The 12,386-nt window shown below is 65.8% G+C and carries 13 protein-coding genes and 1 tRNA gene; 5 read left to right on the forward strand and 9 right to left on the reverse strand.

The window, feature by feature from the left end; genetic code table 11:
- Positions 1 to 38: 38 nt before the first annotated feature.
- Both C998_RS0112540 and C998_RS0112545 read right to left on the reverse strand, forming a co-directional pair.
- Positions 39 to 854, reverse strand: a complete 816-nt coding sequence (locus C998_RS0112540; RefSeq protein ID WP_018871224.1) for a protein-glutamate O-methyltransferase CheR — start codon at positions 852 to 854, stop codon at positions 39 to 41.
- A 195-nt stretch (positions 855 to 1,049) separates the two neighbouring features.
- Positions 1,050 to 1,979 (reverse strand): chemotaxis protein, encoded by a 930-nt coding sequence (locus tag C998_RS0112545; RefSeq protein ID WP_018871225.1) that lies wholly within the window; start codon positions 1,977 to 1,979, stop codon positions 1,050 to 1,052.
- Between the two features lie 223 nt (positions 1,980 to 2,202).
- On the opposite strand from C998_RS0112545, the gene flgA reads away from it, so the two are divergent.
- From flgA to C998_RS0112565, 4 genes are all read left to right on the forward strand, one after another.
- Positions 2,203 to 2,871, forward strand: coding sequence for a flagellar basal body P-ring formation chaperone FlgA (gene flgA, locus C998_RS0112550; RefSeq protein WP_018871226.1), 669 nt, complete (start codon positions 2,203 to 2,205; stop codon positions 2,869 to 2,871).
- A gap of 92 nt (positions 2,872 to 2,963) precedes the next feature.
- On the forward strand, positions 2,964 to 3,281 hold the full coding sequence (flgM, locus tag C998_RS0112555; protein ID WP_018871227.1) for a flagellar biosynthesis anti-sigma factor FlgM: 318 nt from the start codon (positions 2,964 to 2,966) through the stop codon (positions 3,279 to 3,281).
- A gap of 4 nt (positions 3,282 to 3,285) precedes the next feature.
- Complete coding sequence (locus tag C998_RS0112560) at positions 3,286 to 3,768, forward strand: flagella synthesis protein FlgN (RefSeq protein WP_018871228.1); 483 nt, start codon at positions 3,286 to 3,288, stop codon at positions 3,766 to 3,768.
- Positions 3,769 to 3,849: 81 nt separating this feature from the next.
- The gene (locus tag C998_RS0112565; RefSeq protein ID WP_018871229.1) at positions 3,850 to 4,566 is read left to right on the forward strand and encodes a flagellar brake protein; all 717 of its coding nucleotides are present in this window, start codon (positions 3,850 to 3,852) and stop codon (positions 4,564 to 4,566) included.
- Positions 4,567 to 4,637: 71 nt separating this feature from the next.
- Here the strand turns inward: C998_RS0112565 and C998_RS0112570 are convergent.
- From C998_RS0112570 to recA, 7 genes are all read right to left on the reverse strand, one after another.
- Positions 4,638 to 4,728, reverse strand: a tRNA-Ser gene (locus C998_RS0112570).
- 111 nt (positions 4,729 to 4,839) lie between these two features.
- A complete protein-coding gene (csrA, locus tag C998_RS0112575) occupies positions 4,840 to 5,043 on the reverse strand; it encodes a carbon storage regulator CsrA (protein WP_018871230.1) in 204 nt (67 codons plus the stop codon).
- A gap of 62 nt (positions 5,044 to 5,105) precedes the next feature.
- Positions 5,106 to 6,356: an aspartate kinase gene (locus tag C998_RS0112580; protein WP_018871231.1), complete on the reverse strand. Its 1,251-nt coding sequence runs from the start codon at positions 6,354 to 6,356 to the stop codon at positions 5,106 to 5,108.
- 91 nt (positions 6,357 to 6,447) lie between these two features.
- The gene (gene alaS, locus C998_RS0112585) at positions 6,448 to 9,063 is read right to left on the reverse strand and encodes an alanine--tRNA ligase (RefSeq protein ID WP_018871232.1); all 2,616 of its coding nucleotides are present in this window, start codon (positions 9,061 to 9,063) and stop codon (positions 6,448 to 6,450) included.
- Between the two features lie 607 nt (positions 9,064 to 9,670).
- Positions 9,671 to 9,961, reverse strand: coding sequence for a GIY-YIG nuclease family protein (locus C998_RS0112590; protein WP_018871233.1), 291 nt, complete (start codon positions 9,959 to 9,961; stop codon positions 9,671 to 9,673).
- Between the two features lie 317 nt (positions 9,962 to 10,278).
- Entirely contained in the window at positions 10,279 to 10,770 is a 492-nt protein-coding gene (locus C998_RS0112595) for a regulatory protein RecX (RefSeq protein WP_018871234.1), read from the reverse strand.
- Positions 10,751 to 11,803 carry a recombinase RecA gene (gene recA / locus C998_RS0112600; protein WP_018871235.1) on the reverse strand — a complete coding sequence of 351 codons (1,053 nt, stop codon included), beginning with the start codon at positions 11,801 to 11,803 and terminating at the stop codon, positions 10,751 to 10,753. The genes C998_RS0112595 and recA overlap by 20 nt, the downstream gene beginning before the upstream one ends.
- Positions 11,804 to 12,038: 235 nt before the next feature.
- On the opposite strand from recA, the gene C998_RS14135 reads away from it, so the two are divergent.
- A partial coding sequence (locus tag C998_RS14135) for a contractile injection system protein, VgrG/Pvc8 family (protein ID WP_038081992.1) occupies positions 12,039 to 12,386 on the forward strand: 348 nt, incomplete at its 3' end.

Below are 12,386 nucleotides of genomic sequence, written 5' to 3' on the forward strand. Positions count from 1 at the left end.
AATCGCCGGGCCCGTTGCAGGCCCGGCGCGGGCGGGGTTCAGCCCTTCAGACGCAGGACCGAACCGTACTCGGTACGCACGGTCTCGTAGGCCTTGCTGTAGGGCCCGACCGTCTCGGAAGCGCCAAGAAACAGATAGCCACCGGGGTTGAGCTGCTTCGCAATACCGTCAAGGACCTGACGCTTGGTCTCGGCGGAGAAATAGATCAGGACGTTACGGCAGAACACGATGTCGAACTTCCCCAGCGCCGCGTAGCTGTCGACCAGGTTGAGTTTCTGGAACCGGCAGCGGCGCTGCACCTCGGGGATGATCTTGTGCCCCTCGGGCACGGTCTGGAAGAACCGGGATCGCCGCGACTCGCTGAGCCCGCGCACGATGCTCAGACCGTCATAGACTCCCTTGCGCGCGTCTTCCAGCACGCCTTCCGACAGGTCCGTCCCGAGAATGCTGACGGGCGCCACCCGGCGCGGGCGCGACGCCTCCCATTCCGAGACCACCATCGAGATGCTGTAGGGCTCCTGGCCACTGGAACACCCGGCCGACCAGACCTTGATCGACGACCGCGTGGAAGCCAGCTCCGGGAGGATCACGTGGCGCAGGATCTCGAACGGAAAACCGTCGCGAAACCAGGAGGTTTCGTTGGTGGTCATCGCGTCGATGACGCGCGTGCGCAGCTTCGGACTGGGCGCCTTGCGCAGGGCGTGGAGCAGTTCCGGCACGTCCTTGTAGCCGAATTCATCCAGCAGGCGGGACAGCCGGCTGGACACCAGGTACTGGCGGCTGTCCCCCAGCACCAGGCCACAGCACTCGGAGAGAAAGCGCGCGAATTCTTCGTAGTCACGGGAATCGATCACGCACAAAACTCCGTGTTAACACGTGCCGGGCCCGTCCGCCGTCCGCTGGTTGTTCGGTTCGAGGATTCCATGCCGCCACAGTATAGGGCTTCAGGGCGACCTTGCGGGAGTCCGCGACACGCAAAGGGGCGGCAAGTGCCGACCGCCCGCCTCCGCCGGGCCGGCAACCCCTCGCCCCCGGTAACCACCGACATCTCAGGCGGTCTTGTTGATCTGTTCCAGGACCGCACTGGCCAGTTCGTCCGGGTTGAACTTGGAAAGGAACGCATCCGCGCCGGCCCGACGCACCATGTCGGTATTGAATTCGCCGCTGAGCGAGGAATGCAGCAGCACCCGCAGCGGCCGCAGCCGCTCGTTCTCGCGGATCTTTGCCGTCAGGGTATAACCGTCCATGCGCGGCATTTCGATATCCGAGATCACCAGCTCGACCGTGTCGTGGATCGGGCCCTCTGCGGCTTTCTCCTCCAGGTAATCCAGGGCTTCACGCCCGTCCTTGCACAGCACGTAGGGCCACTCGAGCCCCTGGATGGCGCTTTCGATCTGGCGGCGGGCCACCACCGAGTCGTCGGCGATGACGATTTCCCGACGCTCGGGTGTCTGCTCGGCCACCGCGGAACGCACGCTTTCCGACACCTCGGTGGGCAGCGGATTGACCAGCGACAGCACGCGCTCCACGTCGATGATCTCCACCAGCTTGTTGTCGAGTTCGGTGACCGCCACCAGAAACGACTCGCGCCCGGTGCCGCGCGGGGGCGACTTCACCTGGTCCCAGTTGACGTTCACGATGCGATCCACCGCCGATACCATGAAGCCCTGCACCGAGCGGTTGAACTCCGTGATCACAACCTTCTGCTGCCCGTCCGCCCCGGCCCGGGTCGATTGCATGCCCATCGCCCGCGCCAGATCGATGATCGGCACGGTCTTGTCGCGCAGGGTGGTGACGCCCCGCACCACCCCGGCGGACCCGGGAATCTGGCGCAACTGCGGCAGCGGAATCACCTCGCGCACCTTGAACACGTTGATCCCGAAGGTCTGCGTGCCGCCCAGATAGAACAGCAGAAGCTCCATCCGGTTCTGCCCGACCATCTGCGTGCGCTGGTTCACGTCGTCAATAAACTGACTCACGGTTCTCGCCCCCTGGGTTGTTCTCCCTGCTAACGGCCGCGCCGGCGGGAGCTTGAACCACGCATCGGGCGCGCAGGACAGGCGCCGGATGCCATGGCACAGAATCTGCATGTATTCCGTTACGAAGACACAGGGTCAACGGTGACCGGACATGCACCTTCTCAAGTTACAGGCTTTGCTCCCGTACCGCAGCCCGGGCCGCAGCGGGGGTACGCTCCTCCTGATGCTCGCGCTCCTCGCCCCGACCGCGCAAGCGGAGATCGAGCCGGTGCAGAACATTCGCGACAGCGCGGAACGGTTCCTGCACCAACAGCTGGGGGACCACAACGGTGACGATGTGGAGGTGCAACTCGGTCATGTCGACGAGCGCCTGCGCCTCAAGCGCTGCGACGAGCCCCTGGAGGCTTCGCTGCCGCCCGGCGGACGCCCGAGGGGCAATACCGCGGTCAACATCCGTTGCCCCGGACCGGTGACCTGGTCGGTGTACGTTCCGGCCGCCGTGGAACGCCACGCCGAGGTGGTGGTGGCCCGACGCAACCTGTCGCGTCAGCAGACCCTGGGACCGGGCGATCTGCGCATGGAACGCATCGAGACGTCGCGCCAGGCCACCCATTATTTCGAGGATGCATCCGAGGTCGTCGGTCTGCAGACCCGCCGCGCGATCCGCCAGGGCCAGGTCATCGGCCAGCAGCACGTCAACGAACGCCAGGTGATCCAGCGCGGCCAGCGCGTTACCATCCTCGCCAACAGCGGCAGCGTCACTATCCGCATGCAGGGCGAAGCCCTGGAGGACGCCACGGCCGGCGACTGGATCCGCGTGCGCAACACGTCCTCGGGACGCGAGATCGAGGGCGAGGTCCAGCCATCGGGCACGGTTCGCGTCGCCCTGTAGTAAAATGTGACGGAAATCCCGCAACTGACCCTACAGTTTCGGGCATTCCGGCCGATACACGCGGTAGACCAGTAAAACGACAGGACAAAGTCATGGATATCAAAGGCCCCAACATCAACGGCCTGCGCCCCGACAGCCAGAACGGCGGAGTCCGCGGCCGTGACGACGACGCCCGCACCGGCGGCAACGGGGTGGATCGCGCCGGCAATGGCGATGCCGCCAGCGGCGACGCCGTCACCCTGACCGGCGCCGCCCAGGCCATGAACGGCAGCGGCGAAGCCAGCGAGGCCGCACCGTTCAACGAGGCGAAGGTGGCCGAGATCCGCGAGGCGATCGCTCAGGGGAACTACCCGATCGACAACGAAGAGCTGGCCGATCGCATGATGGAAATCGAAGGCCTGCTGCGGTGATCCGGTGGTGACCGACGAAACCGGAATTCGTCCTTCCCTGGAGGAATCCATCCGTCTCGGACAACGGCTGGAGGATATCCTGCTGGAGGAAACCCGGGCCATTGAGTCACGCGAACCGGATCGACTGCAGGCCGCGGTCCAGCGCAAGCAGGAACTGCTGCGTGCACTGGAAACCGAAACCCGCAAACAGCAGCAATGGATCGAGGCCCGCGGGGCCGAGTTCACCCCGGAAGGGGTGGCGCGGCTGTTCGCGCGGCTGGAGGGAGGGGAGCACCTCAATGACCGCTGGCAGGCGCTGCGGGCGACGATCGAACGCTGCAACGAACTCAACCAGGGCAATGCCCGGCTGATCGAACGCAACCAGCGCCGGGTGCAGATGTCCATGCAGATCCTGCGCGGCGAGGACAGCGGCCCGGCCACGACCTACGATCCCTACGGCAAGGCCCGCCACCGTCGTACCACCGGCCAGACCATCACCCGCGCCTGAGCCCGGGTTGGCTCCGGACAGGCGTGAACTCCGTCACAGGGTGTATGATGCGCGAACCCACTTCGGACGCGACGTGCCCTCATGGATGACAACGATTATACCGTCGACACCCCGGAACGCATCGGCCAGATCCTGCGCGACCTGGACCATGGCCTGACCCTGGTCAGTATCCGCCTGGAAGAAAGCGGCCCGCTGCACACCTCGGCGCTGATCCGTCTGGATGCCGACGCGCGGCGTCTCTACCTCGACCAGCTGCAACCTCCTTCCCTGCACCAGCGGATCCGGCCCGGCCAGCCCCTGCGCGTATTCGCGACCCTGCGCGGGGTGGCCGTGCGGTTTACCACCGAGGTCCGCCAGATCGTCAGCGAATCCCCGGGGGATCTCTACGAATGTCCGTATCCCGCCGAACTGCAATACCTGCAGCGTCGCGAGACCTTCCGCGTTCATATCCCCCTGAGCAATCGCCCGACCCTGCAGATCCAGGGCGAGATGCACGAAGAACCGATCGAGGGATCGGTGGTGGACCTTTCGGCCGAAGGCATGTGCGTGGAACTGCCGAATGAAGTGCTGCAGGAGATCCCCTATGGCAGCCGCCTGGAATTCACCAACCTGCTGCTCCCGGACGTGCAGGAAAGGGTCTCCGGCGCCGCCAGGCTGGCCAACTCGCGCCCTTCCACTCGCGAAGGCCATTCGTATGCCGGCTGCGCGATCATCGAGATGTCGGCCCGCCTGGAACGTGCGATCAACGTCGCCCTGCTGTTCTATCAGCGTGAGGAACGCCGCCGCGCGATGAACTGACTGACCCCGGCTTCCGTGCCCACAAAAAAGGCCCGCACGAGCATCACTTGCCGTGCGGGCCTTTTGCGTTCTGGCGGAGAGTGAGGGATTCGAACCCTCGATGGGCTTTTGACCCATACTCCCTTAGCAGGGGAGCGCCTTCAACCACTCGGCCAACTCTCCGTAACTGCGGTGCAGAGGATACGGATTCACGCCGCGGAATGAAAGCCCGCGCGGCCCCGAATTGATGATTTTACCTTCATTCGGGCCGCGCGGAGATCGCAGCGTCGGACGTCACTCGTTCCCGCGATTGTCGCCGGAGCCGTGTTCCGTATCTTCGTCCTGAATCCGCTGAAAGATCTCTTCGCGATGAACCGCCACGTCCGGGGGCGCATTGATGCCGATCCGGACCTGGTTGCCCTTCACACCCAGAACGGTGACGGAGACGTCATCGCCGATCATGAGGGTCTCCCCCACCCGACGCGTCAGTATGAGCATGCTTTTCTCCACAGTACCTGTGTCGGACGAGGTCGGTCGCCCGGAATCCGTTGATTGAGTCGTCACCCCTGCTCCTTTGGTAGACCGGCTGGCTCCTCTTCGAGTTCAAAGGCATCGTGCAGCGCACGCACCGCCAGTTCGAGGTATTTTTCGTCCACGACCACCGAGATCTTGATCTCCGACGTCGAGATCATCCGGATGTTGATGTTTTCCCGCGACAGGGCCTCGAACATCCGGCTGGCAATACCCGCATGCGACCGCATGCCGACACCCACGACCGAGATCTTGACGATATGGACGTCGCCCGAGACCTCGCGGGCGCCCAGTTCGTCCGCTGCCCCCTGCAGCAGTTCCAGCGCCTTCTCGTAGTCGTTGCGATGCACGGTGAAGGTGAAATCGGTCGTGCGGCCGTCCTCGCCGACGTTCTGCACGATCATGTCCACCTCGATGTTGGCATCCGCCACCGGCCCGAGGATGCGATGCGCGACCCCGGGCTGATCCGGCACGCCGCCCACCGTCAGCTGCGCCTCGTTCTGATTGAACGCGATTCCCGCGACCAGCGCCTGTTCCACCGCTGCATCCTCCTCCGTGGTGATGAGTGTCCCAGGTCCCTCGCCAAACGACGAAAGGACACGTAAGGGGACGTTATACTTGCCCGCAAATTCCACTGCCCGGATCTGTAGCACCTTCGAACCGAGGCTCGCCATCTCCAGCATCTCCTCGAAGGTCACTCGTTCGAGGCGCCGGGCCTGGGGCACCAGTCGCGGATCGGTGGTGTACACCCCGTCCACGTCGGTATAGATGCGACATTCATCGGCTTTCAGGGCCGCAGCCAGCGCGACGGCGGTAGTGTCGGAGCCACCACGCCCCAGGGTCGTGATCGCCCCGTCCTCGTCCACGCCCTGGAAGCCGGCCACGACCACGATGCGGCCGGCCTCCAGGTCATCACGCACGCGGGCGTCGTCGATACTGCGGATCCGCGCCTTGTTGTAGGCGCTATCGGTCCGGATGGTCACCTGGGCACCGGTATAGGAGCGCGCCGGACAGCCTTTCGCCTCCAGTGCCATCGCCAGCAGGGCGATGGTGACCTGCTCACCGGTGGACAGCAGGACATCCAGCTCCCGCCCGTCGACCCGCGGGTTGAGTTCGTTCGCCAGCCCCAGCAGGCGATCGGTCTCGCCGCTCATCGCGGACACCACGATCACCAGCTGATGGCCCTCCTCGCGCAGATGGAGCGCGCGTTCGGCCACCGCCCGGATGCGTTCGGTCGTCCCGACCGAGGTGCCGCCAAATTTCAGTACCAGCAACGCCATTGCAGAATCCCTGTCCGGCCCGAAGGCGGCGCATTAAACACGAAATCGGGTTGCATCCAAAGCAAACCCGCCCTTCCAATCCGGAATTTGGTCAGCCCAGCAATTCGCGAACGGTGTCCTCCACCGAGGCCAGCGCCGCGTCGAGTTTCTCGGGGCTCTGCCCGCCGGCCATGGCCATGTCCGGCCGGCCACCGCCCTTGCCGTCGACCTGAGCGGCCACGCGCCCGACCACATCGCCGGCGCGGATCCGGCCGGTTTCCTCCTTGGTGACCCCGGCGACCAGAGAGACCTTGCCTTCCTCGGTGGCGGTGCCCAGCACCACCACGGCACGGCCGAGCTTCTGCTTGAGCTGATCGACCATGTCGCGCAGGGCCTTGGGCTCCACGCCCTCCACCGGGGCCGCCAGCACCTTCAGGCCGTCGACCTCCACCGCGCGGCTGGAGAGATCGTCGCCGGCCTGACTGGCGAGCTTGCCCTTCAGGCGTTCGATCTCCTTCTCCAGCTCGCGATTGCGCTCCTGCAGCTGGCGCACCTTGTCCGGGGCGTCGGCGCGGCCGGCCCGCAGGCGGTCCGCCACCGCATCCAGATGGCCCAGCTGCTGGTCCATCCAGCGCAGGGCCACCTCGCCGGCCACCGCCTCGATGCGGCGGATCCCGGCGGCGACCCCGCCTTCGACCGTAATCCGGAACGGCCCGATGTCGCCGGTGCGCTCCACGTGGGTGCCACCGCACAGCTCGACCGAGGAACCGATCTTCAGCACCCGCACCTCGTCGCCGTATTTCTCCCCGAACAGGGCCACGGCACCCGACTCCATGGCCGAGTCGATGTCCATGATGCGCGTGTCGGTGGCCTCGTTCGCCAGGATCTCGGCGTTGACCTGATCCTCGATCGATTTCAGCTGCTCGGTGGTCAGCGGCTCCATGTGCGTGAAGTCGAACCGCAGGCGCTCGGAGTCCACCAGCGAGCCCTTCTGCTGGACGTGATCGCCCAGCTGGTCGCGCAGGGCCTTGTGCAGCAGATGCGTGGCGGAGTGGTGACGCTTGATGGCCTCGCGCCGCGGCCCCTCCACCGAGCCGGACAGGCTCTGACCGACCTCCAGGGTGCCGGCGCGGACCTGGCCCACGTGCAGATGCGCCGCGGCCTGCTTGCGGGTGTCCTGCACCTGGAAGCGCACGCCGGAGCCCGACAGGGTGCCGATGTCGCCCACCTGGCCGCCGGACTCGGCGTAGAACGGCGTGCGGTCGAGCACCACGATGCCCTCTTCGCCGACCTCCAGGCGCTCCACGGCCTCGCCCTCGCGGAACAGCGCCAGCACGCGGCCCTCACCCTCCAGGTATTCATACCCGCAGAATTCGGTCGTGTGGTCTTCCAGCCCCGGCAGGTTGCCGGTATCCATGCTGAAGCGGGAGGCCGCGCGGGCACGTTCGCGCTGCTTCTCCATCGCCGCCTCGAAACCGGCCATGTCCAGTTCCAGATCGCGTTCGCGCGCGATGTCGCCGGTCAGGTCCACCGGGAAGCCGTAGGTGTCGTAGAGCAGGAAGATGGTCTCGCCCGGGATCACCCGTCCCTGCAGATCCTTCAGGTCCTCCTCGAGGATCTTCATGCCGTGGTCCAGGGTTTCGAGGAACTTGCGCTCCTCCTTCTCCAGGACCTTCTCCACCTGCTCGCCGGCCTTGACCAGCTCGGGATAGGCCTCGCCCATGGTGTTGATCAGCGGGCGCACCAGGCGGTAGAGGAACGCATCCTCGGAGCCGATCTGGAAGCCATGACGCGCCGCGCGCCGGATGATGCGCCGCAACACGTAGCCGCGCCCCTCGTTGGAGGGCAGCACGCCATCGGTAATCAGGAACGCGATCGACCGGATATGGTCGGCGATCACGCGCAGCGACGCGGAATCGGCTTCCTGCGCACCGGTCACCCGCCGCGCCGCGGCGATCAGATCCTGGAACAGGTCGATCTCGTAGTTGGAATGCACGCCCTGCAGCACGGCCGACAGACGCTCCAGGCCCATGCCGGTATCCACCGACGGGCTCGGCAGCGGGTTCAGCGTGCCGTCCGCGTCGCGGTCGTACTGCATGAACACCAGGTTCCAGACCTCGATGTAACGATCGCCATCTTCATCCGGCGAACCGGGCGGTCCGCCCGCCACTTCCGGACCGTGGTCATAGAAGATCTCGGTGCAGGGACCGCAGGGCCCGGTGTCACCCATCTGCCAGAAATTGTCCGAGCCACCGTCCGGATCGTCGCCGATGCGGATGATGCGTTCGGCCGGGACCTTGATCTCGTTGGCCCAGACGTCATAGGCGTCGTCATCGGTCTCGTAGACCGTGACCCACAGCCGCTCCGGCGTCAGGCCAAGGACATCCGTCAGAAAATCCCAGGCGTAGTGGATCGCGTCGCGCTTGAAGTAGTCGCCAAAGGAGAAGTTGCCCAGCATCTCGAAAAACGTGTGGTGCCGGGCGGTGTAGCCCACGTTCTCCAGGTCGTTGTGCTTGCCGCCGGCGCGCACGCAGCGCTGGCTGGTCGCCGCGCGGCTGTACGGGCGCTTCTCGCGGCCGAGGAACACATCCTTGAACTGGACCATCCCCGCGTTGGTGAACAGCAGGGTGGGATCGTTGGCAGGCACCAACGGGCTGGACGGCACCACGGTATGGTCGTGCTGCGCAAAGAAATCGAGGAAACTCCGGCGTATGTCGGCGCTCTTCATGCGTGTCCGGTCGGGTATGGGGTCAAAAGCGGAATCGTATCACGCTCGCCCCGGACCCGCGTATTGCCGCCCGCAGCCTCGGGCCATGCTGCAGAAGGCCAGCCCCCTGGCCGATGGGGCAGCGAACCGGACATTCCGACGGGACCCGTTCATGGTCATCGGGAGAAGCCCGCGACACGCCAGGGCGACGTCACCGCAAGCACTCCGGACCCGAAAGACCCCGTCATCCCGGGCAGCCCGGACCGGATATCACCACCGTCATCGCAAGTCGCCCATAACGGGAAAGGACGCCGTCATTGCGAGGCCCCGAAGGGGCCGTAGCAATCGCCGAAGGTTCGCCCGGTGCCCGGAGGGGGCCCGCCCAAGCCGATTGCTTCGTCGCTGCGCGACTCGCAATGACGGGACAGGGAACACATCGCAACGGCGGGACGGGGAACACATCGCAACGGCGGGACGGGGAACACGTCGCAACGGCGGTGCGGGGAACACGTCGCAACGGCGGTGCGGGGAACACGTCATCGTGCCGAATCAGCAACGGTACCCAACAACGTCATTGCGAGGCCCCGAAAGGGGCCGTGGCAATCGGCAACGACTCGCCCCACCGCCTTCAACCCACAATATCGTCAAACAGATCCCGCCACTCCGGATTCACCTGTTCGATCAAAGCCACTTTCCTGCGGCGTGGCCCCGCCTTCAGCTGCTTTTCGCGCTCGATCGCGGAGGCCATTTCCTCGCAGCTCTCGAACCAGACCAGCCGATGCAGACCATAGCGGCTGGTGAATCCGGACACCGTCCCTGACCGGTGTTGCCAGACCCGCTGCACCAGATTGCTGGTCACACCTACGTAAAGGGTCCCGCCGCGGCGGTTGCTCATGATGTAGACACAGGGCTGTTTCATCGCTCCCTCCCTGGGCGACTGGAGATTGATACCTGGCGGCCGAGACTCCTTTTCGGCCATTCATTTTCGGCCATTCATTCCGGCAACGGTCCGCGCGCGGATCCGCCCGACATCGACACCGTCATTGCGAGGGTCCGAAGGACCCGTGGCAATCCGCCGGCACCGTCCGGAACCCAAACGCGAGCCACGTCCGGAGATTGCTTCGTCGCGTCGCTCCTCGCAATGACGGGAACCACTCACAATGGCGGGAACCAAAACAGCCCCGACCAGCCCGGAAACCTGTCATTGCGAGGCCCCGAAGGGGCCGTGGCAATCCGTCAGGGATCGTCCTTCCACGCTGCAAGGGCCCGCCGGGCGACATCGCCGGGGAAACCGCGACCGGCCAGGTGGCGCAGCATGCGCGCTTCGTCCTCGCGGGCCTCGGGGGGTTGACGGAAATGCCGTTCGAGCTGGCCGCGGGCCTGTTCGACCCAGTCGACCTCCAGCGCCTCGATGGCGAGGCTCACGGTGTCGCCATCGATCCCGTTGTGCGCGAGCTCGGCGCGGATGCGCTGTTCGCCGTACCCCTGGCCGACCCGGTGGCGCGCCATGGACTCGGCGTAACGGGTCTCGTTGAGGTAGTCCAGTTCGCGCGCACGCTCCAGTGCGGCATCCACCGCGTCCCGCTCGAAGCCGCGCTCCGCCAGCTTGCGCGCGAGCTCCAGTGCCGCGTGTTCGCGCCGCACCAGGAGCTTGAGCCCGGCCTCCAGGGCCGCCTCGGGATCGGCCGGGTCGACCGGCCCCCCGCCCTTACGACGGGCTTTCGGCATCCTCGACCGCCGCTTCGGCGTCGTCGTCCGCACCCTTGCCGCCGGCCGACGGCAGATAACGCTCGCGCAGGTTGCGTTCGATCTCCTCGGCCTTGTCCGGGTTGTCCTTCAGGAACTGCCGGGCATTCTCCTTGCCCTGCCCGATACGCTCGCCGTTGTAGCTGTACCAGGCCCCCGCCTTGTCGATCAGGCCTTCCTTCACGCCCATCTCGATCAGCTCGCCCACGCGCGAGATCCCCTCGCCGTACAGGATCTCGAAATGCGCCTCCTTGAACGGCGGCGCCATCTTGTTCTTCACCACCTTCACGCGGGTCTCGTTGCCGATCACCTCGTCGCCCTTCTTGATCGCGCCGATGCGGCGGATATCCATGCGCACCGAGGAATAGAACTTGAGCGCATTGCCGCCGGTGGTGGTTTCCGGGCTGCCGAACATCACGCCGATCTTCATGCGGATCTGGTTGATGAACACCACCAGCGTGTTCGAACGCTTGATGTTGGCCGTGAGCTTGCGCAGCGCCTGCGACATCAGGCGCGCCTGCAGGCCGACGTGCGAATCGCCCATCTCGCCCTCGATCTCGGCCTTGGGCGTGAGCGCCGCCACCGAGTCGACGATCACCACGTCCACCGCACCCGAACGCACCAGCATGTCGGCGATCTCCAGCGCCTGCTCGCCGGTATCCGGCTGCGAGACCAGCAGATCGTCCACGTTCACGCCCAGCTTCTCGGCATAGGTCGGGTCCAGCGCATGCTCGGCGTCCACGAACGCAGCGGTACCGCCGGCCTTCTGCGCCTCGGCCACCACCTGCAGGGTCAGGGTCGTCTTGCCCGAGGATTCCGGCCCGTAGACTTCGACCACGCGCCCGCGCGGCACGCCGCCAATACCCAGCGCCACGTCCAGCGCCAGCGAACCGGTGGAGATCGAGGGCACATCCACCGCCTGGCGGTCCCCCATGCGCATCACGGCACCCTTGCCGAACTGTTTCTCGATCTGACCCAGCGCGGCCGTCAGGGCCTTCTTGCGATTCTCGTCCACGGTTTGCCTCCGGAATGGATAATGCTCGGGCGGTTGGGTGCGGGAGTATCCCACAGGCAGGGGGCGGACCCAAAGACATCGGAACTCACCCCGAAGCAACCTCCCCCACCTCTGCCCCCGAGATCCTCCCCCCCCACTTCTTTTGTGACTCATGCACCTTGACCAGCAACAACACATACGGGAGGGTTTTCCGACAAACTACGCCCTGACCCTGGACTGAACCACGGAGTGGTTAATGCCTTCTCGCAACGGACTGTTCTTCACCCTCGCGCGTGCGGGGGTGGACCCCGAGACCCTGCCCGCCGTTACCCGCTTCACCCTCGACGAGGCGCTGTCCCGGCCCTTCACCCTGAGCCTGGATCTGGTCCACCCCAGCCCCGATCTCGACCCCGACGACTGGATCGACCAGGGCCTGGCGCTGACCATCCACCAGGACGGCCAGGTCACCCGCCGCGTCCACGGCATCGTCACCGACTTCGAGCGCGGGCGCACCGGCGCCCGCCGCACCGCCTATCGCTTCGTCGTCCGCCCCGCGCTCTGGCGCCTCGCCCTGCGGCGCAACGCCCGCATCTTCCAGCAGGCC

The sequence above is a fragment of the Thioalkalivibrio sp. ALgr3 genome (genome assembly GCF_000377325.1).
Lineage (GTDB): Bacteria > Pseudomonadota > Gammaproteobacteria > Ectothiorhodospirales > Ectothiorhodospiraceae > Thioalkalivibrio.

Excerpts from the sequence above, each read along its gene's own strand:
- alaS (WP_018871232.1), bottom strand. The coding sequence starts at position 9,063 with ATGAAGAGCGCCGACATACGCCGGAGTTTCCTCGATTTCTTTGCGCAG.
- flgA (WP_018871226.1), top strand. The coding sequence starts at position 2,203 with ATGCTCGCGCTCCTCGCCCCGACCGCGCAAGCGGAGATCGAGCCGGTG.
- csrA (WP_018871230.1), bottom strand. The coding sequence starts at position 5,043 with ATGCTCATACTGACGCGTCGGGTGGGGGAGACCCTCATGATCGGCGAT.
- C998_RS0112580 (WP_018871231.1), bottom strand. The coding sequence starts at position 6,356 with ATGGCGTTGCTGGTACTGAAATTTGGCGGCACCTCGGTCGGGACGACC.
- C998_RS0112565 (WP_018871229.1), top strand. The coding sequence starts at position 3,850 with ATGGATGACAACGATTATACCGTCGACACCCCGGAACGCATCGGCCAG.
- flgM (WP_018871227.1), top strand. The coding sequence starts at position 2,964 with ATGGATATCAAAGGCCCCAACATCAACGGCCTGCGCCCCGACAGCCAG.
- C998_RS0112595 (WP_018871234.1), bottom strand. The coding sequence starts at position 10,770 with ATGCCGAAAGCCCGTCGTAAGGGCGGGGGGCCGGTCGACCCGGCCGAT.
- C998_RS0112590 (WP_018871233.1), bottom strand. The coding sequence starts at position 9,961 with ATGAAACAGCCCTGTGTCTACATCATGAGCAACCGCCGCGGCGGGACC.